Genomic DNA, 24,129 nt, shown 5'->3' with positions numbered 1-24,129 from the left:
CCTTTTTTTTTGCATCAGGCGTTTGCCTTACTGGGCATCCGCCGCCGGAGCTTTCTCACCGTGAGACAAGCTGTAGACGTAAGCGGCCAGCAGGTGAACCTTGTCGTTGCCTTGCAGCTGTTCTTGCGCAGGCATCTGGCCCTGACGGCCGTAACGGATGGTCTGCTGCAGTTGAGCGAAGCTCGAACCGTAGATGAACGCGCCCGGGTGGGTCAGGTCAGGTGCGCCCATCGCTGGCGTCCCTTTGCCGGCCGGACCGTGGCACGCCACGCAGTTGGCGGCGAACAGTTTCTGCCCGGCAGCCGGGTCAGCCTTGGTGCCTTCCGGCAGCTTGCGGCCATCGAGGCTGGTCAGGACGAACGCAGCAACGTCCGCAACACCTTGCTCGCCGATCACTTCAGCCCACGCCGGCATGACCGCGTGGCGGCCGCCCATGATGGTGGCCTTGATGGTTTCCGCTTCGCCACCCCAGCGCCAGTCGGCGTCGGTCAGGTTCGGGAAGCCATAAGCGCCTTTGGCGTCGGAGCCGTGGCAAACCGAGCAGTTGGAGGCGAACAAACGGCCACCCATCTTCAGGGCTTGCGGGTCCTTGGCGACTTCTTCGATCGGCATGGAAGCGAATTTGGCGAAGATCGGACCGAACTTGGCGTCCGACTTGGCCATTTCCTTTTCCCACTCGTGAACGCCGGTCCAGCCGCTCTGGCCGTTGGCGAACGCGGTCTGCTTCTCGTTATCCAGGTAGTTGTAACCTGGAAGCAGGCCTTTCCAGTTGCCCAGGCCCGGGTACAGCACCAGGTAACCCAGGGCGAAAATGATGGTGCCCACGAACAGCATGAACCACCATTTCGGCAGCGGGTTGTCGTACTCCTCGATCCCGTCGAAGGAGTGGCCAACCGTTTCTTCGGTGGCTTCGCTGCGCTGGCCCTTGCGGGTGGACAGCAACAGCCAGGTCAGGGCGAAGATGGTGCCGAGACTGAGGACTGTGACGTACAGACTCCAGAACGTAGTCATTCTTTGTTACTCCTAGAAGCTTGCTCGACGTGCTTGATGGCTTCGGGATCATCCGCGAAAGGCAGCAAGGTCGCGTCTTCAAACTCCGACTTGCGCTTGGGGCTGAACACCCACAGCGCCAGACCGATGAAGGCCACCATCACAACAACGGTGCCCAGGCCACGAATCATCCCGATATCCATCTAAATCACCGTTTGCTTTTGATGATGGTGCCCAGGCCTTGCAGATAGGCCACCAGCGCGTCCATTTCGGTTTTGCCCTTCACAGCATCCTTGGCGCCGGCGATGTCTTCGTCGGTGTAAGGGACGCCGAGCGTGCGCAAGACTTCCATTTTCTTGGCGGTGTCTTTGCCGTCGAGCTTGTTTTCCACGAGGAACGGGTAGGCCGGCATTTTCGACTCGGGCACTACGTTGCGCGGGTTGTACAAATGCGCACGTTGCCAGTCATCGGAGTAACGACCGCCGACACGGGCCAGGTCCGGACCGGTACGCTTGGAACCCCACAGGAACGGGTGGTCCCAGACGCTTTCACCGGCAACCGAGTAGTGGCCGTAGCGTTCGGTTTCAGCACGGAACGGGCGGATCATCTGCGAGTGGCAGCTGACACAACCGTTGGCGATGTAGATGTCGCGGCCTTCCAGTTCAAGGGCGGTACGAGGCTTCATGCCTTCGACCGGCTTGTTGGTGACGTCCTGGAAAAACAGCGGAACGATCTGGGTCAGGCCGCCGATGCTGACGGCGATGACCATGAAGAAGGCCAGCAGGCCAATATTCTTCTCGACTGCTTCATGCTTCATCAGTGAGCTCCAACTACAGCAATCTGTTCGGCGGCTTCAGCTTCTGCCGGGTTCGAGGCACGTACGGTACGCCATACGTTGTAGGCCATGAGCAGCATGCCGGTGGCGAAGAATGCGCCGCCCAATGCGCGAACGATGAAGCCCGGGTGGCTGGCTTGCAGCGCTTCGACGAACGAGTAGGTGAGGGTGCCGTCGTCGTTGATTGCACGCCACATCAGACCCTGGGTGATGCCGTTGACCCACATCGAAGCGATGTACAGCACGGTACCGATGGTCGCGAGCCAGAAGTGTGCGTTGATCAGGCCGATGCTGTGCATCTGCGCGCGACCGAACAGTTTCGGGATCATGTGGTAGATCGCGCCGATCGAGATCATTGCTACCCAGCCAAGAGCGCCGGCGTGTACGTGGCCGATGGTCCAGTCGGTGTAGTGCGACAGCGAGTTGACGGTCTTGATCGCCATCATCGGACCTTCGAAGGTCGACATGCCGTAGAACGCCAGGGAGACCACGAGGAAGCGCAGGATCGGGTCGGTGCGCAGCTTATGCCAGGCGCCCGACAGGGTCATCATGCCGTTGATCATGCCGCCCCAGCTTGGTGCCAGCAGGATGATCGACATGGCCATGCCCAGCGACTGCGCCCAATCCGGCAGCGCGGTGTAGTGCAGGTGGTGCGGACCGGCCCAGATGTACAGGGTGATCAGCGCCCAGAAGTGCACGATGGACAGGCGATAGGAGTAGATCGGACGCTCGGCCTGCTTCGGAACGAAGTAGTACATCATCCCGAGGAAGCCGGTGGTCAGGAAGAAACCTACGGCGTTGTGGCCGTACCACCACTGGATCATCGCATCCGTCGCACCGGCGTAGGCCGAGTAGGACTTGAAGAAACTGACCGGCAGCGAGGCGTGGTTGACGATGTGCAGCATCGCCGTCACGACGATGAAGGCACCGTAGAACCAGTTGCCCACATAGATGTGCTTGGTCTTGCGCTTGGTGATGGTGCCGAAGAACACCAGACCGTAGGTGACCCAGACGATGGCCAGCAGAATAGCCAGGGGCCATTCCAGCTCAGCGTATTCCTTGGTGGTGGTGTAACCCAGCGGCAAGGTAACGATGGCGCCGACGATCACCGCTTGCCAACCCCAGAAGGTGAAGGCCGCGAGGCTGTCGGAAATCAGTCGCGTTTGGCAGGTTCGCTGCACGACGTAATAAGAAGTGGCAAACAGTGCACAACCACCAAAGGCGAAAATCACCAGGTTAGTGTGCAACGGGCGCAGGCGTCCAAAGCTCGTCCACGGCAGACCGAAGTTCAACTCCGGCCAGACCAGTTGCGAGGCGATGAAGACACCGAGCCCCATGCCAAGGATCCCCCAGACCACCGTCATGATGGCGAACTGGCGGACTACCTTATAGTTATAAGCAGTCGGACTGATTGCTGTGCTCATTCTAAGGTTCCACGGTTTGGGTGTTTTATTAGGAGTAAAAATCGGCCGCAAGTATGGAGAAAGCAGGGGGTCATTGCAACGCGCCATGACCTGGGTCAATGCTTTCAAAAGCTGATTCTGCGGCCTTTCCATGCGCCGCGTAAGGACAAAATCGCCCTCGGACAAAATGTCGCAGCGAACGAAAATGATGAGAGGGTCAGGTCAGTTGTAACGGGGTGTGTTCAAACGCAACGATCGAGTGACCGATGGCAATTGGCACGACAGCCGGTATCTACCAGCCTTTGCGGCTTGTCATCGAGCTGATTCGTCGAACACATCGGGTCGGGTCGACCTGGAACCGGCTCAAGCCAGTCCGCATCGGGGCAAGCTTAGACCCGAATCTGGTGAACCGAAAGGCGGACTAACGGAGGGGTGCGACAATGGGTCGCAAAGGGGCAGGGAACTGCCGCATCCCAGAAGAATGCGGCAGCAGAGCGGTCAAGAATTATTCGCTTTTGCCTTCGGCCTGCAAACGCTCTGTATTCAGACCGTGGGACAGGCTGTACACATAAGCGGCCAGCAGTTGCACTTTGTCGTTGCCGAGCAGTTCGTTCTGCGCCGGCATATGGCCCTGGCGGCCATGGCGGATCGTTTGTTGCAGTTGCGCCAGGCTTGTACCGTAGATAAAACCGGCCGGTTGCGTCAGGTTCGGCGCACCCATGGCTTCAGTGCCCTGGCCGTTTGCCCCATGACAGGCTACGCAGGTGGTGCTGAACGCTTGCTGTCCGGCTTGCAGGTCGGCGGTGTCGCCAGCCGGCAATGGCAGGCCGGCCAGTTCATGACGCACATACGCGGCAACGTTTTTCACGCCGGCTTCACCGAGGATTTCACCCCAGGCCGGCATCGCCGCCATGCGTCCACCCATGATCGTGGTCTTGATCATCTCGGCGTCGCCGCCCCAGCGCCAGTTGCTGTCGGCCAGGTTCGGGAAACCGAAAGCGCCCTTGGCATCCGAGCCGTGGCACACCGAGCAGTTCGAGGCGAACAGGCGACCGCCCATTTTCAGCGCTTGCGGGTCCTTGGCCACTTCTTCCACCGGCATGGCGGCGAATTTGGCGAAGATCGGTCCGAACTTCGCGTCGGCCTTGTTCATCTCCTTTTCCCATTCGTGAACGCCGGTCCAGCCGTTCTCGTAACCCGGCAGGATGCCTTTCCAGTTGCCCAGGCCCGGGTAAAGAATCAGGTAGCCCACGGCGAACACCAGCGTGCCGGCGAACAGCATGAACCACCATTGCGGCAGCGGATTGTCATACTCCTCGATGCCGTCGAAGCTGTGGCCCATGGTCTGGTCGACGCTGCCCTTGGTTTCGCCCTTGCGGGTGCCGATCAGCAGCCAGGTCAGGCCGATCAGGCTGCCGATGGTCAGTACGCAGATCCACGTACTCCAGAAAGTGGTCATGACCGGGTACTCCTTGCTTCAGGTTCTTGGGTGCTATCAGCTTGTGGCTCATCGGCGAACGGCAGCAAACGTGCTTCGGCGAACTCCGGATTGCGCTTGCTGTTGAACACCCACAACGTCAGGCCGACGAAGGCCACGAACACCACGACCGTGCCCAGGCCGCGAATCAATCCACTGCTCATTACGCTCATTATTTCAAAGGGCATGGCTCACCTCTTGCTCTTGATGGCAGTGCCGAGCACTTGCAGGTAGGCGACCAGTGCGTCCATTTCGGTCTTGCCCTTGAGCGATTCGACCGAGCCTGCGATGTCGGCATCGGTGTACGGCACGCCGAGGGTGCGCATCGCCTTGATCTTGGTTTCGGTGTGGCTGCTGTCGAGCTGATTGGCCACCAGCCATGGATAGGCCGGCATCTTCGATTCCGGCACCACGTTGCGCGGGTTGTACAAGTGCGCGCGGTGCCAGTCTTCGGAGTAGCGGCCGCCGACACGGGCCAAGTCCGGACCAGTACGCTTGGAACCCCACAGGAACGGGTGATCCCAGACGCTTTCCCCGGCCACCGAGTAGTGACCGTAGCGCTCGGTCTCGGCACGGAACGGCCGGATCATCTGCGAGTGGCAACCGACACAGCCTTCGCGGATGTAAATGTCGCGACCTTCCAGTTGCAGCGCGGTATAGGGCTTCATGCCTTCCACCGGTTTATTGGTCACGTCCTGGAAGAACAGCGGGACGATCTGCGTCAGACCGCCGATGCTCACGGCCAGGACCATCAGCAGCATCAGCAGGCCGACGTTTTTTTCGATTGTTTCGTGTTTCATCTCGGACTCCTCAGGCCATCTGCGCGGCAGCGGCGACTTCGGCAGGCTGCGAGGCCCGCACGGTGCGCCAGGTGTTGTAAGCCATCAGGAACATGCCGCTGAGGAAGATCGCACCGCCCACCAGTCGCACGATGAAGCCTGGGTGGCTGGCCACCAGGGTTTCGACGAAGGAGTAGGTCAGCGTGCCGTCTTCGTTGACTGCGCGCCACATCAGGCCCTGGGCGATGCCGTTGACCCACATCGAGGCGATGTACAGCACGGTGCCGATAGTGGCCAGCCAGAAGTGCGCGTTGATCAGGCCGATGCTGTGCATCTGCGGGCGACCGAAGATTTTCGGGATCATGTGGTACAGCGCGCCGATGGAAATCATCGCCACCCAGCCGAGTGCGCCGGCGTGTACGTGGCCGATGGTCCAGTCGGTGTAGTGGGAGAGGGCGTTCACGGTCTTGATCGCCATCATCGGTCCTTCGAAGGTCGACATGCCGTAGAACGCCAGGGAGACCACGAGGAAGCGCAGGATCGGGTCGCTGCGCAACTTATGCCAGGCGCCCGAGAGCGTCATCATGCCGTTGATCATGCCGCCCCAGCTTGGCGCCAGCAGAATCAGCGACATCACCATGCCCAGCGACTGCGCCCAGTCCGGCAGCGCGGTGTAGTGCAAGTGGTGCGGACCGGCCCAGATGTACAGGGTGATCAGCGCCCAGAAGTGCACGATCGACAGGCGATAGGAATACACCGGACGCTCGGCCTGTTTCGGCACGAAGTAGTACATCATCCCGAGGAAACCGGCGGTGAGGAAAAAGCCTACGGCGTTGTGGCCGTACCACCACTGCACCATGGCATCGGTCGCACCGGCGTACAGCGAGTAGGACTTGGTGAAACTCACCGGCAGCTCAAGGTTGTTGACGATGTGCAAAATCGCCACGGTGATGATGAAACCACCGAAGAACCAGTTGCCCACATAGATGTGCTTGGTCTTGCGCTTGGCCAGCGTGCCGAAAAACACGATGGCGTAGGCGACCCAGACGATGGTGATCAGGATGTCGATCGGCCATTCCAGCTCGGCGTATTCCTTGGAACTGGTGTAACCCAGCGGCAGGCTGATCGCCGCCAGCAGGATCACCAGTTGCCAGCCCCAGAAGCAGAACGCGGCGATTTTCGGTGCAAACAGTTGCGTCTGGCAGGTGCGTTGCACCGAATAGAACGAACTGGCGAACAGGGCGCAGCCGCCGAACGCGAAGATCACCGCGTTGGTGTGCAGCGGGCGCAAGCGGCCGAAACTGGTCCACGGCAAATTGAAGTTGAGTTCGGGCCAGACCAATTGAGCCGCGAGAAAAACCCCGAGCCCCATGCCGACGATGCCCCACACCACCGTCATAATGGCGAATTGGCGGACCACCTTGTAGTTGTAGGCGGTACTGATAGAAGTGTTCATGGTTCCCCATCCACGGTTCAGCCGAAAGGGCGTTCGCGCAAGGCAGACGCTCCCTTCGCCTGGAGTTATAGGCAGACTAAAAGCGAGGCAAGCATGGACAAAGAGCACAAGGCCAGTATTGACGGGGATCAATGGGCGCAGTGTGTGCGGGAGCATGGATGGCTGTGGAATGAAGCCGCTTCAACGGTTTCGGTTGAGCCTGTGACGCTGATTCTTGCGCATGGCGCCGGGGCACCGATGGACAGCGCCTGGATGAACGACATGGCCGCGCGCCTTGCTGCGCAGGGCGTCAACGTGTTGCGCTTCGAGTTCCCCTACATGGCGCAACGGCGTGTCGATGGCGGCAAGCGCCCCCCGAACCCGGCGCCGAAACTGCTGGAGTGCTGGCGTGAGGTGTATGCCGTGGTGCGACGCCATGTCACTGGCCGCCTGGCCATTGGCGGCAAGTCCATGGGCGGGCGGATGGCCAGTCTTTTGGCCGATGAGCTCGAAGCCGATGCGTTGGTGTGCCTCGGCTATCCGTTCTATGCCGTAGGCAAGCCGGAGAAGCCACGGGTCGAGCATCTGGCTGCGCTGAAGACCCGGACGCTGATTGTCCAGGGTGAGCGCGATGCGTTGGGGAATCGTGAGGCGGTAGAGGCTTATGCGTTGGCGCCGAGTATCGAGGTGTTCTGGCTGGTGGCGGGGGATCATGATTTGAAGCCGTTGAAGGTTTCGGGGTTTACGCATGAGCAGCATTTGGCGGCTGCGGTGGGGAGGGTGGCTGAGCTTCTTCAGCGAGGTCATTCCTTACAGAAATGACCTCATCGCGAGCAGGTGCTCCGAAGTTTTGCCTCGCACACACACACACATGTGCGCTCAACAAAAACGTGCGAGGAGCCTGATCACGAAGAGGTCATGAGAGCCATCGTTCTTGGATCGGCACTTTTGCCTTCCTACTTCATGTGTAATTGGTCGGCTCTTTTCAAATCGAATGTGCCTATCGGATTCATTCGATAGCCCTCTCTATCAAAATTTGCATTGAAATCGCCATGCACTGTCCCCTTGACTGGATCGAGCCTGATAGTAAGTTCCGCCTTGTCTGCCAGGATGGATGTGAAGTTAGGTGCGGGGGGAACTGAATGGAAATGGAATACGGTAAGCTGCTGCCCATCCCCAATCTTGTAGGTTTTCTCTAGCAGGTCTTCACCCTCATAAGGCACTAAGAATTGAAGCGCGAAGAACGTACCGTGATCAGTCGAGCCGGTAGAGCCGTAGAAAACCCAATTGTCGATACCAGTCCCGCCAAGAAACGCCCTAAATAAAGTAAATTCAGCGTAGATCGGTGCCCCTGTGAATCTCCAGTGAAAATCGTCACCAGCTGCCTGACTTTTATGGTCGACCGGGAAAAAAATAGGAAAAGCGCTCATCGAAAAATCCTTTTCTGTTTAAAGTCGAAGGAAGTAAATGCCGGCTGTAACGGCATTTAAATGCTACCCCACCGTACTGGCGTGTCTACTGTCATAACTGACAGTTGGGTGCGTACTTTTAGTTGGATTTCGCGCAGTGGCGGCCAAATGCGCGCTGTCGATTTTTGACTTTCATCAGGCAATAAAAAACCCGGAGGCTTTCACCGTCCGGGTTTTGTTTTTCCCGCATCAATCAGCGGTTAAACCGCTCCACCAACGAATACTGGGTATTCGCCGTTTTCGTCAGCTCTTCACTCAACAACGCCGAGTGCTGCGCCTGTTCCGACGTCTGGTCGGCCAGTTGCGAGATGTTGCTGATGTTGCGGCTGATTTCTTCGGCCACCGAGCTTTGCTCTTCGGTCGCGGCCGCAATCTGGGTGGTCATGTCGGTGATGTGTGCCACCGCTTCGCTGATGCCGACCAGTGCCTGATCCGCTTCGAGCACCCGTGCCACACCTTCTTCCGCCTGGCGATGCCCGGATTCCATGGTTTGCACGGCGGTGCTGGCGGTTTGCTGGAGCTTGGCGATCAGGGCGTGAATCTGCCCGGTGGATTCGCTGGTGCGCTGCGCCAATTGGCGAACTTCGTCGGCAACCACCGCAAAGCCGCGACCCATCTCGCCGGCACGCGCCGCTTCGATGGCGGCGTTCAGCGCCAGCAGGTTGGTCTGGTCGGCGATGCCTTTGATCACGTCGACCACGCCGCCGATTTCATCGCTGTCCTTGGCCAGTTGCGTCACGGTCAGGCCGGTTTCGCCGACCACCTCGGACAGGCGCTGAATGGCTTCGCGGGTTTCCCCGGCGATGTCACGGCCGCGCCCGGTCAGGCGATTGGCTTCTTGAGTCGCGTCCGCCGTGCGTTGCACGTGGCTGGCGACTTCCTGTGTGGTGGCGGCCATCTGGTTGACGGCGGTGGCCACTTGTTCGGTTTCGACGCGCTGACGTTCCAGGCCGGTGGAGCTGCTGTGAGCCAGGGTGTCGGACTGTTTCGCCTGGTCGCTCAGGTGCTCGGCGGTGTCCTGCAGACGGGTCAGGCAGGTTTTCAGGCGGGCTTCCTGGCTGAGGATCGACATCTCCAGACGCGCCTGGGCACCACGGCTGTCGGTGTACATCTGCGCGATCAGCGGGTCGGAGGTGGTCTGCTCGGCCAAGCGCAGCAAGCGCTTGAGGCCGCGCTGTTGCCAGCTCAACCCCAGCAGGCCCAATGGCACCGAAAGACCGGCGGCCAGGGCAAAACCCCATTGGGAGTTGAGCGTGGCACCGATCATGAAGCTCAGCTGGCTGACCAGAATGAACGGCAACCAGTCCTGCAGGACCGGCAGCCATTTATCGGTGGAAGGAATCGCTGACTTGCCCTGGTTGATGCGTTGGTAGAGCGCTTCGGCACGCTGGATCTGCTCGGCGGTGGGTTTGACCCGCACCGACTCGTAACCGATCACCTGGTTGCCATCGAACACCGGTGTGACGTAGGCGTTAACCCAGTAGTGGTCACCGGTCTTGCAGCGATTCTTGACAATGCCCATCCATGGCAAGCCTTGTTTCAATGTGCCCCACATGTGCGCGAACACCGCGGCCGGTACGTCGGGGTGACGAACCAGGTTATGCGGTGCACGGATCAGTTCCTCGCGGGAATACCCACTGATTTCGACGAAAGCGTCGTTGCAGTAGGTGATCACGCCCTTGGCATCGGTGGTGGAGATCAACCGTTGCTGAGCCGGGAAGGTCCGTTCGCGTTGTGTAATGGGCTGGTTGTTACGCATGGCTTTTTTCAATCCGCAAGGCTTTGAGAGGTTGTCGGCACCGTCAGGGATTTATTGAAGAATATTTTTCAATAATCAGCGGCGCGTCGCAAAACGACCGTTGCGTCAGTCCGCCAGCATCGGATAGGTGAACAGGCTGAAATGCAGCAGGTTCAAACCGAAATGCGTGGCAATGGCCGCACCTAACCCGCCGAAACGGTAGGCCAGACCATAGCCGACACCTGCCAGACTCGCCAGCAACACCCATTGCCAGCCAGCGCCCGCATGCACCAGGCCAAACAACAGCGAGGCGAGCAGCAGCGCCAGGTTTTCACCATAAGGCAGGTGTTTAAAGTGCCGGCTGAGGCCGCCCTGAAGGTAGCCGCGAAACAGCGCCTCTTCCACCAGCGTCACCAGCAACAGGTTGTTGAACAGCCACAGCCAGGCCTGATCAGGCCATTTGGGGGCCCAACTGATCACACCCAACAACAGCGCGCCACCCAATGCCAGCACGCTGCTCAGTGTCAGCCCCAGCAGCGCGGCGGGAATGGAAAGCCGCAGCGAATGCCGACCGACAATCCACGGGCAGACCAGCAACAGCCAGAAACCAATCAGCGGTTTGTCCAGATTCAGGTACAGCGCAAACGGTACGGCATCGTCGGTAATACGATGCGGATTGATGCCTCGACCGTTGTAGAAGCCGGGGAGCCAGTGCATCGCCAGTGCCAGCGCCATGAAAATAAACAGGCCGTGACCGAGGTAATGGCCGATCCGGACCTGTTGCTGACGCACGGCGAAACCGGCGATCAGTAGCAATGCGACCGAGATAAGCGCCAGCCAGCCGAGATGGCCGTAGGACAGCGCCATGGCATAACCGAGGGAGAGCAGGGCCAGGAAGGTCCATGGCAAAGCAAACATCTGAAGTCCTTGTGTTCGAAATTCTGCGGGTCGCCTCGGTCCACTGTAGGAGCAAGCTTGCTCGCGATGGCGGAGTGTCAGGCGGCACTGATATTGGATGTTACGGCCCCATCGCGAGCAGGCTCGCTCCCACAGTGGTCTTGTGTGGGGCTATAAAAGCGCGGCGATTATAGAGGCGTGTCCACAAACAAAAACACCGCCCGAAGGCGGTGTCTTTTTCTGCAAATACTTACGACGCAATCAACTGCCGCAACACGTAATGCAAAATTCCCCCAGACTTGAAGTACTCGACTTCATTCAGCGTATCGATCCGGCACAACACCTCGATCTTCTCGCGGCTGCCGTTTTCACGGGTGATGATCAGCGTCAGGTTCATTCGCGGCGTCAGCTCGACACCGCTCAGGCCCTGAATGTCCAGGGTCTCTTTGCCAGTCAGATTGAGGCTCTTGCGGTTCTGATCCAGCTTGAACTGCAGGGGCAGCACGCCCATGCCGACCAGATTGGAGCGGTGAATCCGCTCGAAGCTTTCAGCGATGACCGCTTTCACGCCCAACAGATTGGTGCCCTTGGCCGCCCAGTCGCGGCTCGAACCTGTGCCGTATTCTTGCCCGGCAATCACCACCAGCGGCGTGCCCGAGGCTTGGTAACGCATGGCCGCGTCGTAGATCGCCAGTTTTTCCCCGGTAGGAATGTAAATCGTATTGCCGCCTTCCTCGCCGCCGAGCATCTCGTTGCGAATGCGGATGTTGGCAAAGGTGCCGCGCATCATCACTTCATGGTTGCCGCGACGGGAGCCGTAGGAGTTGAAGTCCCGTGGCTCCACACCTTTCTCGCGCAGGTAATGGCCGGCGGGGCTCTCGGTCTTGATGTTGCCGGCGGGGGAGATGTGGTCGGTGGTCACCGAGTCGCCGAGCAGCGCAAGGACCCGTGCGCCCGCGACGTCCTTGACCACGGGCGGCGGTCCGCCGATGTCGTCGAAAAACGGTGGGTGCTGGATGTAAGTCGAATCTTCCTGCCAGACATAGGTCGCCGCTTGAGGCACTTCAATCGCCTGCCATTGCTCATCGCCGGCAAACACTTCGGCGTATTCCTTGTGGAACATCGCGGTGTTGACCTGATTCACCGCGTCGGCGATTTCTTGGGTGCTTGGCCAGATGTCCCGCAAGTAAACCGGGTTGCCGTCCTTGTCGTCACCCAATGGCTCACTGCTGATATCAATGCGCACCGTGCCGGCCAGCGCAAACGCGACGACCAGCGGCGGCGAGGCCAGCCAGTTGGTTTTCACCAGCGGATGCACGCGGCCTTCGAAGTTGCGGTTGCCCGACAGCACCGAAGCGACAGTCAGGTCGGCTTTCTGGATGGCTTTTTCGATCGGCTCCGGCAGCGGCCCGGAGTTGCCGATGCAGGTGGTGCAGCCATAACCGACCAGGTCGAAACCGAGTTGATCCAGGTATTGCGTCAGCCCGGCAGCCTTGTAGTAGTCGGTCACCACTTTGGAACCGGGAGCGAGCGAGCTTTTCACCCACGGTTTGCGCTTGAGGCCTTTTTCCACGGCTTTTTTTGCCACCAGTCCGGCGGCCATCATTACGCTCGGGTTGGAAGTGTTGGTGCAGGAGGTGATTGCGGCGATGACCACCGCGCCGTTTTTCAAGCGATAGGTTTGACCTTCATAGTCGTAGTCGGCTTCACCGGCCAAGTCGGCATTGCCCACCGCAACGCCACCGCCGCCTTCACTTTCGAGGCGACCTTCTTCCTTGCTGGCAGGTTTGAATTGCAGGTCGGTGAAGTCACTGAATGCTTGCGCAACATTCGGCAACGACACCCTGTCCTGTGGGCGTTTCGGCCCGGCGAGGCTGGCTTCGACGCTGCGCATGTCCAGCGCCAGGCTGTCGGTGAACACCGGCTCCTTGCCCGGCTGGCGCCACAGGCCTTGCGCCTTGCTGTAGGCCTCGACCAGTTTCACGGTTTCAAGTGGACGACCGGACAGGCGCAGATAATCCAGAGTGATGTCATCCACCGGGAAAAAGCCGCACGTAGCGCCGTATTCCGGGGCCATGTTGGCGATGGTCGCGCGGTCGGCCAGCGGCAGGTCGGCGAGACCGTCGCCGTAGAACTCGACGAATTTGCCGACCACACCTTTCTTGCGCAGCATCTGGGTCACGGTCAGCACCAGGTCGGTGGCGGTGATGCCTTCCTTCAATTTGCCGGTGAGTTTGAAGCCGATCACTTCCGGAATCAGCATCGACACCGGTTGGCCGAGCATCGCCGCTTCCGCTTCGATCCCGCCGACACCCCAGCCGAGCACGCCGAGGCCGTTGATCATGGTGGTGTGGGAATCGGTGCCGACCAGGGTGTCGGGGAACGCGTAGGTGCGGCCGTCTTCATCCTTGGTCCAGACCGTGCGGCCGAGGTATTCGAGGTTCACCTGATGGCAGATTCCGGTGCCCGGCGGCACCACGCTGAAGTTGTCGAAGGCGCTCTGGCCCCAGCGCAGAAAGGCGTAACGCTCGCCGTTGCGCTGCATTTCAATGTCGACGTTCTGTTCGAAGGCGCTGGCGCTGCCGAACTTGTCGACCATCACCGAGTGGTCGATCACCAGGTCCACCGGCGACAGTGGATTGATCCGCTGCGGGTCGCCTCCGGCCTTGGCCATGGCGGCGCGCATGGCGGCCAGGTCGACCACGGCGGGAACGCCGGTAAAGTCTTGCATCAAGACGCGGGCGGGGCGGTACTGGATTTCGCGGTCGGAGCGGCGCTCCTTGAGCCACGCGGCAATCGCTCGCAGGTCGGCGCCGGTGACGGTTTTTTCGTCTTCCCAGCGCAGCAGGTTTTCCAGCAGCACTTTCAACGACATCGGTAGCTTGTCGAGATCACCGAGGCTCTTGGCGGCATCGGGCAGACTGAAATAATGATAGGTCTTGTCGTCGACTTGCAGGGTTTTAAGGGTTTTCAGGCTATCGAGGGACGGCATTACGATCACTCCTTAAAGTCCGCACGGCTACGGACTGAGGGGACGGACAGAGCTTTCAACCTAGCCCCGTTTGAACGTTAAAGCTAATAACCGGACTCTATGGGCAAGTCCGAGGTTCCGAACTCGGCTATCATGCGCCGGTTTTCGTGACAGGCTTTGCTTCAACGCAAGTCTGGGCATCGCGCAGTGGCTGAATTCTTCGCCAACTGCCCAGGAGTAAGAATGAACACCCTCTTTATGCATTGCCGGCCGGGCTTCGAAGGCGAAGTCTGTTCCGAGATTTCCGAACACGCCGCACGGCTGAACGTGGCCGGTTATGCCAAGGCAAAAACCGCCAGCGCCTGCGCCGAATTCATCTGCACCGAAGAAGACGGCGCCGAGCGCCTGATGCGCGGTCAGCGTTTCGCCGATCTGATCTTCCCGCGCCAATGGGCGCGGGGGATTTTCATCGACCTGCCGGAAACCGACCGTATCAGCGTGATTCTTGCGCACATGGCCGACTTCCCGCTGTGCGGCAGCCTGTGGCTGGAAATGGTCGACACCAACGACGGCAAAGAGTTGTCGAACTTCTGCAAGAAATTCGAAGTGCACCTGCGCAAGGCGCTGATGGCGGCCGGCAAACTGGTGGAAGATGCGAACAAGCCGCGTTTGCTGCTGACGTTCAAGAGTGGTCGCGAAGTGTTCATGGGCCTGGCCGAGTCGAACAACTCGGCCATGTGGCCGATGGGCATTCCACGCCTGAAGTTTCCGCGCGAGGCGCCGAGCCGTTCGACGTTGAAGTTGGAAGAGGCGTGGCACCATTTCATCCCGCGCGATCAGTGGGACGAGCGTCTGCACAGCGACATGACCGGCGTCGACCTCGGTGCGGCGCCGGGTGGCTGGACCTGGCAACTGGTCAATCGTGGCATGCTGGTGACCGCCATCGACAACGGCCCGATGGCTGAAAGCCTGATGGACACTGGTCTGGTGCAGCATTTGATGGCCGACGGCTTCACCTTCAAGCCACGGCAGCCGGTGGACTGGATGGTCTGCGACATCGTCGAGAAACCGGCACGCAACGCGGCGATGCTGGAAGAGTGGATTGGCGAAGGGCATTGCCGCGAAGCGGTGGTCAACCTCAAGCTGCCGATGAAGCAGCGTTACGCTGAAGTGAAACGCTTGCTGGAGCGCATTGCCGACGGTTTCAAGGAGCGCGGGATTCGCGTCGAGATCGGCTGCAAGCAGCTGTATCACGACCGCGAAGAAGTGACGTGCCACCTGCGCCGCCTGGACGTGAAGAAACCAAAGTCCCGCTGATGTACACAAACCGTGTAGGAGCGAGGCTTGCCCGCGAAGAGGCCCTTAAGGACGCCAAAAGCTTCGCGGGCAAGCCTCGCTCCTACAGGTATGGCGTCATGCCACAGATGACCGAACACCCGGCAATGCGCGACAATGCCGGCCAGTTTCAGGAGTGAATCATGAGTGAAATGCTTGATACGCCGGTAGACGGCACCCTCGACGCCACCGGCCTCAACTGCCCGGAACCGGTGATGATGCTGCACCAGCACATCCGTGACCTGGCGCCCGGCGGCCTGCTCAAGGTGATCGCCACCGACCCGTCGACCCGTCGCGACATTCCCAAGTTCTGCGTGTTCCTCGACCACGAGCTGATCGCGCAGCACGAAGAGGCCGGCACTTACCTGTACTGGATTCGCAAGAAATCGGATTAATCGATTCGAAAAAAAGGCCTGCATTTGCAGGCCTTTTTTGTGCGGTCAACCCATCGAATGGCTCATGCGGATCCGCTTGCGTGCACTGCGCGTCAGGCGAATCGACAGCATCAGGGCGGCGCAGCTCAGGCCGACGATCAAACCCTGCCACAGCCCGCTCGGGCCACGGGGTTCGCCGAACCAGTCGGTCAGGCCGAGGGCGTAACCCACCGGCAAACCGATGCCCCAATAGGCGAACAGGGTGAGGATCATCGTCACCCGAGTGTCCTGAAAACCGCGCAGGGCGCCGGCCGCTGTCACCTGGATGGCGTCGGAAAACTGGAACAGCGCCGAGTACACAATCAGCATCGCCGCGATATGGATCACCGTCGGGTCTGCGGTGTAGATCGCAGCGATGTGCTCGCGCATCAGCAACATCATGCTCGCCGACAGGCAGGCGTAGGCCAGCGCGGTGCCCATGCCGACACCCGCCGCAAAACGCGCTTCGCGCGGCTCTTCACGTCCCAGTGCCTGACCGACGCGTACGGTCACGGCCATGCCCAGGGAGTAAGGGATCATGAACACCAGCGAGCTGACATTCAGGGCAATCTGATGCCCGGCCACCACCGTGGCGCCGAGGCTGCCGATCAGCAGGGCAATCACCGCGAAGATGCTCGATTCGGCAAACACCGCGATGCCGATCGGCAAGCCGATACTCAGCAGGCGTTTGATCACCGCCCATTGTGGCCAGTCGAAACGGCTGAACAACTGGCTCGACTGATATGCCGGCGCCCAGCGCTCCCAACCGGCCATGCCCAGCGCCATCACCCACATCACAATCGCCGTGGCCCAGCCACAACCGACGCCGCCCATGGCCGGCACACCGAAGTGGCCATAAATGAAGACATAGTTCAGCGGAATGTTCAGCGCGAGCCCGCACAAACCCAGGACCATCGCCGGGCGCGTGCGTCCCAGGCCGTCACTGAAACAGCGCAACACATGGTAGAGCGCGACGGCGGGCAGTCCGCTGGCGATACCGTGCAGGTATTGCATGCACGGGCCGATCAGCTCGGGATCGACCTTCATCAGGTGCAAAATCGGTTCGGCGCTGAACAGCATGCCAGTCGCCATCACGCCCACCACCAACGCCAGCCACAACGCCTGGCGCACGATCGGGCCGATTTCGCTGTGGGTGCCGGCACCAAAGCGCTGGGCAACTTTTGGCGTGGTGGCCAGCAGCGTACCGGTCATCAACAGAAACACAGGGACCCAGATCGAGTTGCCCAACGCCACCGCCGCCAGATCCCGTGGCCCGACGCGACCGGCCATGACCGCATCGACGAAGCCCATCGCCGTGGTGGCCAGCTGCGCGATCATGATCGGCAATGCCAGGCCGAGCAGGTTCTTCAGCTCGAGGCGAACCCGGGCGGGGCGGTTGAGGGAAATGGCGGCGGGGCGGTCAGTCACGGAATTCAAAGGCAAAACGTCCAAAAGGTTTTGATGCGCGAGGCGGCGCATTCTACGCGTTGACGCAACGGTCAGGAAAAGTCCTGTGTTACCCATTTGTAATCACACAAAAACCTGTAGGAGCGAGCCTGCTCGCGATGGACGTCAACGATGACGAGGGCTGCCTGAATCACCGCAGTGCTCGTGCGTTTTTCGCGAGCAGGCTCGCTCCTACAAATTGTGTGTGCTAGGCGTGAAGTGTCATCTGCGCCTACACTGCCGATCCGCCAAAGGAGCCTGCCATGCTGATTGTTGCCGACGAAAATATTCCGCTGCTCGATGCCTTCTTCGAAGGTTTCGGCGAAATCCGCCGGGTGCCGGGACGTTCAATCGACCGCGCCACCGTCGAGCAGGCCGATGTGCTACTGGTGCGCTCGGTGACCAACGTCAATCGCGGGTTGCTCGAAGGCAGCAAGGTGCGCTTCGTCGGCACCTGCACCATCGGCACCGATCACCTCGACCTCGATTACTTTCAGCAAGCCGGCATCACCTGGTCCAGCGCCCCCGGCTGCAATGCTCGTGGCGTGGTCGACTACGTGCTGGGCAGTTTGCTGACCCTCGCCGAAATCGAAGGCGCCGATCTCACCCGGCGCACGTACGGCGTGGTCGGTGCCGGCGAAGTGGGCGGGCGGTTGGTCAAGGTTCTGCAAGGGCTGGGCTGGAACGTGCTGGTCTGCGATCCGCCACGGCAAGCTGCTGAAGGGGGCGATTTCGTCAGCCTTGAGCAGATCATCGAACAGTGCGATGTCATCAGCCTGCACACACCGCTGAAAAAACACGGGGCCGGTTCGACCTGGCATTTGTTCGACCAGAACCGTTTGAACCAGCTCAAGCCCGGTGCCTGGCTGATCAATGCCAGCCGTGGCCCGGTGGTGGACAACGCCGCCCTGTGCGAGGTGCTGCTGCAACGCGAAGACCTGCAAGCGGTGCTGGATGTCTGGGAGGGCGAGCCTGAGGTCGATGTGGCACTGGCCGAGCTCTGCGTGCTGGCCACGCCGCACATTGCCGGTTACAGCCTCGACGGCAAGCAACGCGGGACGGCGCAGATCTACCAGGCCTACTGCGATTTTCTCGGGCAACCGGCGCAGGTCCGCTTGAGCGATTTGCTGCCGGCATCGTGGTTGTCGCAGGTGACCTTGAACGCTGAGAGCGATCCTGCCTGGGCGCTGGCGATGTTGTGCCGTGGCGTGTACGACCCGCGCCGCGACGACGCGGATTTCCGCCGTAGTCTTGTGGGCAGTGTGAGTGAGCAGCGCGCGGCGTTTGATGCGCTGCGCAAGAATTATCCATCGCGGCGCGAGATTGACGGGTTGCAGGTGCGGATTGAGGGGGATTCGCCTGAGTTGCTGAAGATTGTGGCGGCTTTGGGGGCATCGGCTGTCTGAAAACCGACTTGGCCCATTCGCGGGCAAGCCTCGCTCCTACAGGATCGGCGCCATTTTCGACATTACGCGGACCCTGTAGGAGCGAGGCTTGCCCGCGAATGGTCACACCACAATTCCGGATCAACACCCACAAAAAACCCGGCCATCGGGGCCGGGTCAAGAAGACGGGGCTATATCAATCTTGTTTGGCAGGCTTGACCAATCGCTTTTCCAGTTCGCGGCAAGCGTCCTGGATCATGCCCTCAGTGATCGGTACTTCGCGGCCTTTTTCGTCAATGATTGAGCAACCCAGAGACTGATCTGGCTGTGTGCGGATCACTTGAATCTTGTCATCGCTGCTATTTTGCAAGGACATGGCCTGTCTCCTCTTCAGGTGTGTGCTTACTGTAGAACCGTCAGGTGACCGGGCTATGACAACTCCCTGCGATCTTTCCAGAGCGGCAACACCAGTCCACCAGAAATACCCAGACGTTGCCACCCGGACTTTAGACCAATAGCGTCTAGGAACTGGTCATCGCGGTCATAATTAACCTGACTCATTGTGATTTACAGCGTTCAACCCCATTGAGCCGTCATGCTGGCCCTATCAATGCGTAACTGGATGAACCCGATGCTCTCTGCCCGTCACCGCCGCGCGATTCGCCTGACCAGCCTTTTTCTCGCGCCCTATCGTTGGCAGGCCTTCGGCGCCTTGCTCGCGCTGGTCGTCACGGCCGGCATTACCTTGTCCATGGGGCAGGGGATTCGCCTGCTTGTGGACCAGGGGTTCATGACCCAGTCCCCGCACCTGCTCAACCAGACGATTGGTTTGTTCATGTTGCTGGTGATAGGCCTGGCGATTGGCACCTTCGCGCGTTTCTACCTGGTGTCGTGGATCGGTGAGCGTGTGGTCGCCGACATCCGCCGTCAGGTGTTCAACCATCTGGTTTATCTGCATCCCGGGTTTTATGAAGACAACCGCAGCTCCGAAATCCAGTCGCGGTTGACCGCCGACACCACGCTGCTGCAATCAGTGATCGGCTCATCGCTGTCCCTGTTCCTGCGCAATCTGCTGATGGTGATCGGCGGGATTGTGTTGCTGTTTATCACCAATCCGAAACTCACCAGCATCGTCGTTGTGGCTTTGCCGCTGGTGATTGCGCCGATCCTGATTTTCGGTCGCCGGGTGCGCAGCCTGTCGCGCCTGAGTCAGGACCGGATTGCCGATATCGGCAGTTATGTTTCCGAAACCCTGGGCCAGATCAAAACCGTGCAGGCCTACAACCACCAGACCCAGGACGAACAGCGTTTTGCCGTGACTGTGGAAGAGGCGTTCAACACGGCGCGCAAACGGATTTTCCAGCGGGCCTGGCTGATCACCCTGGTGATCGTGCTGGTGCTGGGGGCAGTCGGCGTGATGCTCTGGGTGGGTGGCATGGACGTGATGGCCGGGCGGATTTCAGCGGGGGAACTGGCGGCGTTCGTCTTCTACAGCCTGATTGTCGGCAGTGCATTCGGCACGTTGAGTGAGGTCATTGGTGAGTTGCAGCGCGCCGCCGGCGCTGCCGAGCGGATTGCCGAATTGCTGCGCTCGGAAAACATCATCCAGCCACCGGCGGCCGGCCTGGTGACGTTGCCCGAGCGGGTGACGGGCAATCTCGTTCTGCAGGACGTGCGCTTTTCCTACCCGTCGCGCCCGGAAAGCTACGCCGTCGATGGCTTGAATCTGACCATCAAGGCGGGCGAAACCCTCGCGCTGGTCGGGCCGTCCGGTGCTGGCAAATCGACGGTGTACGACCTGCTGCTGCGTTTTTACGATCCCGCCGAAGGGCGCATCCTGCTCGACGGCGTGCCGCTGACCCAACTCGATCCATTGGACTTGCGCCGTTGCTTCGCCCTGGTTTCACAAAGCCCGGCGCTGTTCTTCGGCAGCATTGAAGAGAACATCCGCTACGGAAACCCGACAGCGACGCTGGAACAGGTTCAGGAAGCGGCGAAAATCGCCTACGCCCATGACTTTATCGAGGCCATGCCCCACGGTTATCAGACTCATTTGGGCGACGCAGGCCTCGGTTTGTCCGGCGGCCAGCGCCAACGCCTGGCCATCGCCCGAGCACTGCTGGTGGACGCACCCATCCTGCTGCTCGACGAAGCCACCAGCGCCCTCGACGCCCAAAGCGAACACCTGATCCAGCAAGCCCTGCCCAGCCTGATGAAAAACCGCACCACCCTGGTCATCGCTCATCGTCTGGCCACGGTTAAAAACGCCGACCGGATTGCGGTAATGGATCAGGGGAAACTGGTGGCGGTGGGCACGCACCAAGAGCTGATTGCGAGCAATGCGCTGTATGCGCGGTTGGCAGCGTTGCAGTTCAACGACGGGCATGAAGCGGCATGAATGAACGCTGCTGAATACTGCCGGGTTCGGGCATTATGTCGAGCTCAGTGCGAGCATGGATGAGGATATGAGCCGTTATCAACCACCGTTGACCCTGACCACTAAGATGCTCACGTTGATTGCAGAAATCAGTGAGCGGATCGGTCAACTTTCGGCTGTGGATGATCGACGGCAGACGCCTCAACTGCGGCGGGGTAATCGGATTCGCACGATTCAGGCTTCATTGGCGATCGAGAACAATACCCTGAGCATCGAGCAGGTGACTGCTGTTTTGGCAGGGCAGCGAGTGCTGGGATTGCCTCGGGAAATCCAGGAGGTGCGTAATGCCTTCACGGCTTACGAAGCCATGCCGGATTGGCAGCCGAGTAGTCGTGTTGATCTGCTTCGGGCGCATGAGTTACTGATGGGCGGTTTGATTGACGACTGTGGGCAGTTTCGCCGAGCCGGTGTGGGCATTTACCGTGGCGAGAAATTGGTTCACATGGCACCGCCACCGAGCCGCATTACGCATTTGATGGATGATTTGCTGGCGTGGCTCGGCGCTTCTGATTGGCATCCGTTGATTATCAGTTGTGTCTTCCACTATGAATTCGAGTTCATCCATCCCTTCGCCGACGGCAATGGACGTATGGGTCGTCTTTGGCAGACATTGATTCTCAGTCGGTGGCGCCCGGTGTTGGCTTATCTGCCGGTCGAAGCGGTGATTCGAGAGCAGCAGGATGCTTATTACGCGGCGTTATCGGCAGCCGACCAAATGGCCGAATCGACGCCTTTTGTCGAGTTCATGCTGCAAGCGTTGAGCCTTGCGCTTGATGAGGCGGTTAGAACCGAGCCGGTAACCGACCAAGTAGCCGACCAAGTAACCGACCAAGTAGCGAAACTGCTTCGTGCTCTTTGCGGAAGCGCTCCTGTGAAGGTTAACGATCTGATGGCCGAGCTCGGATTGGCTCACAAGGCGACATTTCGGGCCAACTACCTCAAGCCTGCATTGGTAGAAGGCTTGATTGAGATGACTGATCCTGATTCCCCCCGTAGCCCGGTGCAACGCTACCGCTTGACCGCGCAGGGCGAGCTTGTTGCTGCACGGTGCAGATCCAGGTAGATGCGCCATAAAAAATGCCCGCATTTCTCAATGCGGGCATTTTCGTTTTCGCCTCAGACAGGCTTATTGATCATCAAAATACCGCTCATGCCAATCCACCAACGGCTGTGGCGAGTTGAGCTTCTGGCCGTAGATCACCGAGTACGACAGCACGTTTTGCACGTACTGGCGGGTTTCGTCGAACGGAATGCTTTCCACCCAGACGTCGAAGCTCAGGTGATCCGCACCGCGCAGCCACTGACGCACGCGCCCCGGGCCGGCGTTGTAGGCGGCGGAGGCGAGGACGCGGTTGCCGTTGAACTGGCTGTGCACCTGACTGAGGTACGCGGCGCCGAGCTGGATGTTCTTGTCCGGATCGAACACCTGCTGTGGCGAGGCCAATGGGATGCTGAACTTGCGTGCGGTTTCCTTGGCGGTGCCCGGCATCAGTTGCATCAGGCCGCTGGCGCCTACGCCTGAGCGGGCGTCGGCCATGAACGCGCTTTCCTGGCGGGTAATGGCGAATACCCAGCTCGAATGCAGGCCGCGAACCTTGGCTTCACGCACGAGGGTTTCGCGGTGGGCCATCGGGAAGCGGATGTCCAGATCGTCCCAATACTGCGCCTGACTGATGGTGCGGATCGCCGGGAAATACCATTTCAGGTCGTAGGCCAGTTTGGCCTGGGCGACCATTTCGTCACGGTTGAAGTGACGGCTGACGTGATACCACTCGCGACGCCCATCGACGATCTGCCCGCGCGCATGGAATTCCAGGGCGCGACGCACGCCCGGCGTGTTGCGGACCTTGTTGATCAGCGCCTGGCTCAATACCAGCGGCTTGTTGTTCAGCGAGTAAGGCAGTTGCGAACGGTCGGCAGCGAGGAAACCGTAGAAGTCACGTTCACGAGCGAGGCCTTTATAAAGCGTCTGCGCCTCCGGGTTCTGCGGTTGCGCCAGTTCCAGGCTACGGGCCTGCCAGTAACGCCAGCGGTTGGTGGTCGCCAGGTCCTGGGGCAAACGGCGGGTCAACTGATAGGCATCGTCCCAGCGGGCCAGGCGCAGCAGCAGGCGCAAGCGCCACTCGGACACGGTGTTGTCACGCAATTCCGGGTCGTACTTGGTCATCACATCCAGCGCGCGACTGTCGAAACGGCGAGCGAGGGTCAGGCCGATTTCCCGGGCGATCGCGACTTTTTCGTCACGGGAGAAATGCATGCTGCTGGCGTAACCGTCGAGCAACGCCATGGCCTTGTCCGGGTCTTGCTTGGCCAGGCGGCGCAGGCCGAGGCTGACAATGTCGGACATCGGTTCGTCGGCCGGTGTGAAGCGCGACGGCTGGTTGAGCAGTTCGGGTTTCTGCGCCACGTCCACCAGCAAACGGCCGCGAGGGGCGAGGGTGGTCAGGCCGTTGACCAGGCTGTTGGCCAGCGGATAGTTGCGCGCCTGGGCGGCAAGCTTGGTACGTTCCCAGCGTTTCTGTTCAGTCAGTTGGCCTTCGGCAGCCCAGACTCCGAACAAGCCGTCGCACGCCGCAGGCAGGGATTTTCCGGTCAGCCAGAGCTTGTTGGCGTTGGCGTAGCCTTCGGATTTCAGGTTGTGCCCGATCTGGTACTGCGCGTTCAGGCAGTCCAGCTCGGTGAAATTCAGCTTGGGATCGTAGTACTTGACAAAAGTCGCCCATTCGCCGCGATCGGCCAGCCAGCGCAACCAGCGCAATTTCATCCAGTTGGCTTGCGGCAAGTCACCGTGTTCGGCGAGGAATTTTTCGATCTCGGCGTTGCTCGCCGTTTTCAGGCGTGCGGTCAGTTCGTCATAGGCCAGGTACGGCTCCAACGGGTAGTCGCTGAGCGCCTTGCTATAACGGAAGTACGGGCCGGTATCACCCTTGGCCAGGGCGCGCTTGGCTTCATCGTAATACTGGCGTTGGGTGGACAGGTCCACCGCCTGGGCAGTTTGAACGGCAGCGGCAGAGAGAAGAAAGCAGGATAAAAAACTGAAAAGGCGACTGCGCATGAGACGTCCGGGCAGAGAAATCATGACAAGTGCGAGGCATGCCCGCACTGAATAATCTGTAGCT

21 protein-coding genes are annotated in these 24,129 nt (G+C 60.0%); 6 read left to right on the top strand and 15 right to left on the bottom strand.

All coding sequences use genetic code 11. The features are described from left to right. Positions 1–27: 27 nt before the first annotated feature. The 8 genes from ccoP (ACM6IO_RS15485) to ccoN (ACM6IO_RS15450) all read right to left on the bottom strand — a co-directional run bounded on the left by ccoP (ACM6IO_RS15485) (position 28) and on the right by ccoN (ACM6IO_RS15450) (position 6,940). The gene (ccoP, locus tag ACM6IO_RS15485; protein WP_008028532.1) at positions 28–1,011 is read right to left on the bottom strand and encodes a cytochrome-c oxidase, cbb3-type subunit III; all 984 of its coding nucleotides are present in this window, start codon (positions 1,009–1,011) and stop codon (positions 28–30) included. Further along, entirely contained in the window at positions 1,008–1,193 is a 186-nt protein-coding gene (locus tag ACM6IO_RS15480; protein ID WP_003175465.1) for a CcoQ/FixQ family Cbb3-type cytochrome c oxidase assembly chaperone, read from the bottom strand. Before ACM6IO_RS15480 ends, ccoP (ACM6IO_RS15485) begins: the two co-directional genes overlap by 4 nt. Positions 1,194–1,198: 5 nt before the next feature. Then, the gene (ccoO, locus tag ACM6IO_RS15475) at positions 1,199–1,807 is read right to left on the bottom strand and encodes a cytochrome-c oxidase, cbb3-type subunit II (protein WP_008028530.1); all 609 of its coding nucleotides are present in this window, start codon (positions 1,805–1,807) and stop codon (positions 1,199–1,201) included. Then, entirely contained in the window at positions 1,807–3,249 is a 1,443-nt protein-coding gene (gene ccoN / locus ACM6IO_RS15470; protein ID WP_008028528.1) for a cytochrome-c oxidase, cbb3-type subunit I, read from the bottom strand. The genes ccoO (ACM6IO_RS15475) and ccoN (ACM6IO_RS15470) overlap by 1 nt, the downstream gene beginning before the upstream one ends. 484 nt (positions 3,250–3,733) lie before the next feature. Beyond that, positions 3,734–4,687 carry a cytochrome-c oxidase, cbb3-type subunit III gene (gene ccoP / locus ACM6IO_RS15465; protein ID WP_008037736.1) on the bottom strand — a complete coding sequence of 318 codons (954 nt, stop codon included), beginning with the start codon at positions 4,685–4,687 and terminating at the stop codon, positions 3,734–3,736. Then, complete coding sequence (locus ACM6IO_RS15460; protein ID WP_008028524.1) at positions 4,684–4,893, bottom strand: cbb3-type cytochrome oxidase subunit 3; 210 nt, start codon at positions 4,891–4,893, stop codon at positions 4,684–4,686. The genes ccoP (ACM6IO_RS15465) and ACM6IO_RS15460 overlap by 4 nt, the downstream gene beginning before the upstream one ends. A 3-nt stretch (positions 4,894–4,896) precedes the next feature. Continuing rightward, entirely contained in the window at positions 4,897–5,505 is a 609-nt protein-coding gene (gene ccoO / locus ACM6IO_RS15455) for a cytochrome-c oxidase, cbb3-type subunit II (RefSeq protein ID WP_008028522.1), read from the bottom strand. A 10-nt stretch (positions 5,506–5,515) separates the two neighbouring features. Further along, positions 5,516–6,940 (bottom strand): cytochrome-c oxidase, cbb3-type subunit I, encoded by a 1,425-nt coding sequence (ccoN, locus tag ACM6IO_RS15450; protein WP_008028521.1) that lies wholly within the window; start codon positions 6,938–6,940, stop codon positions 5,516–5,518. Between the two features lie 93 nt (positions 6,941–7,033). Here ccoN (ACM6IO_RS15450) and ACM6IO_RS15445 point away from each other — a divergent pair, with 93 nt between their 5' ends. Beyond that, a complete protein-coding gene (locus ACM6IO_RS15445; protein WP_414911794.1) occupies positions 7,034–7,741 on the top strand; it encodes an alpha/beta family hydrolase in 708 nt (235 codons plus the stop codon). Between the two features lie 134 nt (positions 7,742–7,875). Here the strand turns inward: ACM6IO_RS15445 and ACM6IO_RS15440 are convergent, their stop codons facing one another. The 4 genes from ACM6IO_RS15440 to acnA all read right to left on the bottom strand — a co-directional run bounded on the left by ACM6IO_RS15440 (position 7,876) and on the right by acnA (position 14,015). Next, on the bottom strand, positions 7,876–8,349 hold the full coding sequence (locus ACM6IO_RS15440) for a hypothetical protein (RefSeq protein WP_414911793.1): 474 nt from the start codon (positions 8,347–8,349) through the stop codon (positions 7,876–7,878). 232 nt (positions 8,350–8,581) lie between these two features. After that, a complete protein-coding gene (locus ACM6IO_RS15435; protein ID WP_008028517.1) occupies positions 8,582–10,147 on the bottom strand; it encodes a methyl-accepting chemotaxis protein in 1,566 nt (521 codons plus the stop codon). A gap of 105 nt (positions 10,148–10,252) precedes the next feature. Further along, positions 10,253–11,044: a lysostaphin resistance A-like protein gene (locus ACM6IO_RS15430; protein ID WP_414911792.1), complete on the bottom strand. Its 792-nt coding sequence runs from the start codon at positions 11,042–11,044 to the stop codon at positions 10,253–10,255. 229 nt (positions 11,045–11,273) lie between these two features. Further along, entirely contained in the window at positions 11,274–14,015 is a 2,742-nt protein-coding gene (gene acnA / locus ACM6IO_RS15425; RefSeq protein ID WP_192226277.1) for an aconitate hydratase AcnA, read from the bottom strand. A 222-nt stretch (positions 14,016–14,237) separates the two neighbouring features. Between acnA and rlmM the strand changes: the two genes are divergently transcribed. Together rlmM and tusA are read left to right on the top strand one after the other, a co-directional pair. Next, positions 14,238–15,311, top strand: coding sequence for a 23S rRNA (cytidine(2498)-2'-O)-methyltransferase RlmM (gene rlmM / locus ACM6IO_RS15420; protein WP_008028511.1), 1,074 nt, complete (start codon positions 14,238–14,240; stop codon positions 15,309–15,311). 161 nt (positions 15,312–15,472) lie between these two features. Further along, a complete protein-coding gene (tusA, locus tag ACM6IO_RS15415; RefSeq protein WP_008037724.1) occupies positions 15,473–15,724 on the top strand; it encodes a sulfurtransferase TusA in 252 nt (83 codons plus the stop codon). Positions 15,725–15,769: 45 nt separating this feature from the next. Here tusA and ACM6IO_RS15410 read toward each other — a convergent pair whose 3' ends face one another. Then, the gene (locus ACM6IO_RS15410) at positions 15,770–17,179 is read right to left on the bottom strand and encodes an MATE family efflux transporter (protein WP_008037723.1); all 1,410 of its coding nucleotides are present in this window, start codon (positions 17,177–17,179) and stop codon (positions 15,770–15,772) included. 272 nt (positions 17,180–17,451) lie between these two features. Between ACM6IO_RS15410 and pdxB the strand changes: the two genes are divergently transcribed. Beyond that, complete coding sequence (gene pdxB, locus ACM6IO_RS15405) at positions 17,452–18,594, top strand: 4-phosphoerythronate dehydrogenase PdxB (RefSeq protein ID WP_414911791.1); 1,143 nt, start codon at positions 17,452–17,454, stop codon at positions 18,592–18,594. 175 nt (positions 18,595–18,769) lie between these two features. Here the strand turns inward: pdxB and ACM6IO_RS15400 are convergent, their stop codons facing one another. Beyond that, complete coding sequence (locus ACM6IO_RS15400; protein WP_008037721.1) at positions 18,770–18,949, bottom strand: PA1571 family protein; 180 nt, start codon at positions 18,947–18,949, stop codon at positions 18,770–18,772. 246 nt (positions 18,950–19,195) lie between these two features. Between ACM6IO_RS15400 and ACM6IO_RS15395 the strand changes: the two genes are divergently transcribed. Together ACM6IO_RS15395 and ACM6IO_RS15390 are read left to right on the top strand one after the other, a co-directional pair. Further along, positions 19,196–20,971 (top strand): ABC transporter transmembrane domain-containing protein, encoded by a 1,776-nt coding sequence (locus ACM6IO_RS15395; protein WP_412548034.1) that lies wholly within the window; start codon positions 19,196–19,198, stop codon positions 20,969–20,971. A gap of 67 nt (positions 20,972–21,038) precedes the next feature. Beyond that, positions 21,039–22,073 carry a Fic family protein gene (locus ACM6IO_RS15390; protein WP_414911790.1) on the top strand — a complete coding sequence of 345 codons (1,035 nt, stop codon included), beginning with the start codon at positions 21,039–21,041 and terminating at the stop codon, positions 22,071–22,073. A 63-nt stretch (positions 22,074–22,136) separates the two neighbouring features. Here the strand turns inward: ACM6IO_RS15390 and ACM6IO_RS15385 are convergent, their stop codons facing one another. Continuing rightward, positions 22,137–24,065, bottom strand: coding sequence for a transglycosylase SLT domain-containing protein (locus ACM6IO_RS15385; protein WP_192226285.1), 1,929 nt, complete (start codon positions 24,063–24,065; stop codon positions 22,137–22,139). Between the last annotated feature and the right edge of the window lie 64 nt (positions 24,066–24,129).

Origin of the sequence: Pseudomonas sp. IT-P44 (genome assembly GCF_949768225.1) — a bacterium.
GTDB classification, from domain to species: Bacteria; Pseudomonadota; Gammaproteobacteria; order Pseudomonadales; family Pseudomonadaceae; genus Aquipseudomonas; species Aquipseudomonas migulae.
The sequence above is the reverse complement of the archived record's forward strand: the minus strand, read 5'-3'. Positions and strand labels throughout refer to the sequence as shown.

Coding starts and splice junctions, on each gene's coding strand:
- ccoP (WP_008028532.1), bottom strand. CDS start 1,011: ATGACTACGTTCTGGAGTCTGTACGTCACAGTCCTCAGTCTCGGCACC.
- ACM6IO_RS15480 (WP_003175465.1), bottom strand. CDS start 1,193: ATGGATATCGGGATGATTCGTGGCCTGGGCACCGTTGTTGTGATGGTG.
- ccoO (WP_008028530.1), bottom strand. CDS start 1,807: ATGAAGCATGAAGCAGTCGAGAAGAATATTGGCCTGCTGGCCTTCTTC.
- ccoN (WP_008028528.1), bottom strand. CDS start 3,249: ATGAGCACAGCAATCAGTCCGACTGCTTATAACTATAAGGTAGTCCGC.
- ccoP (WP_008037736.1), bottom strand. CDS start 4,687: ATGACCACTTTCTGGAGTACGTGGATCTGCGTACTGACCATCGGCAGC.
- ACM6IO_RS15460 (WP_008028524.1), bottom strand. CDS start 4,893: ATGCCCTTTGAAATAATGAGCGTAATGAGCAGTGGATTGATTCGCGGC.
- ccoO (WP_008028522.1), bottom strand. CDS start 5,505: ATGAAACACGAAACAATCGAAAAAAACGTCGGCCTGCTGATGCTGCTG.
- ccoN (WP_008028521.1), bottom strand. CDS start 6,940: ATGAACACTTCTATCAGTACCGCCTACAACTACAAGGTGGTCCGCCAA.
- ACM6IO_RS15445 (WP_414911794.1), top strand. CDS start 7,034: ATGGACAAAGAGCACAAGGCCAGTATTGACGGGGATCAATGGGCGCAG.
- ACM6IO_RS15440 (WP_414911793.1), bottom strand. CDS start 8,349: ATGAGCGCTTTTCCTATTTTTTTCCCGGTCGACCATAAAAGTCAGGCA.
- ACM6IO_RS15435 (WP_008028517.1), bottom strand. CDS start 10,147: ATGCGTAACAACCAGCCCATTACACAACGCGAACGGACCTTCCCGGCT.
- ACM6IO_RS15430 (WP_414911792.1), bottom strand. CDS start 11,044: ATGTTTGCTTTGCCATGGACCTTCCTGGCCCTGCTCTCCCTCGGTTAT.
- acnA (WP_192226277.1), bottom strand. CDS start 14,015: ATGCCGTCCCTCGATAGCCTGAAAACCCTTAAAACCCTGCAAGTCGAC.
- rlmM (WP_008028511.1), top strand. CDS start 14,238: ATGAACACCCTCTTTATGCATTGCCGGCCGGGCTTCGAAGGCGAAGTC.
- tusA (WP_008037724.1), top strand. CDS start 15,473: ATGAGTGAAATGCTTGATACGCCGGTAGACGGCACCCTCGACGCCACC.
- pdxB (WP_414911791.1), top strand. CDS start 17,452: ATGCTGATTGTTGCCGACGAAAATATTCCGCTGCTCGATGCCTTCTTC.
- ACM6IO_RS15400 (WP_008037721.1), bottom strand. CDS start 18,949: ATGTCCTTGCAAAATAGCAGCGATGACAAGATTCAAGTGATCCGCACA.
- ACM6IO_RS15395 (WP_412548034.1), top strand. CDS start 19,196: ATGAACCCGATGCTCTCTGCCCGTCACCGCCGCGCGATTCGCCTGACC.
- ACM6IO_RS15390 (WP_414911790.1), top strand. CDS start 21,039: ATGAGCCGTTATCAACCACCGTTGACCCTGACCACTAAGATGCTCACG.
- ACM6IO_RS15385 (WP_192226285.1), bottom strand. CDS start 24,065: ATGCGCAGTCGCCTTTTCAGTTTTTTATCCTGCTTTCTTCTCTCTGCC.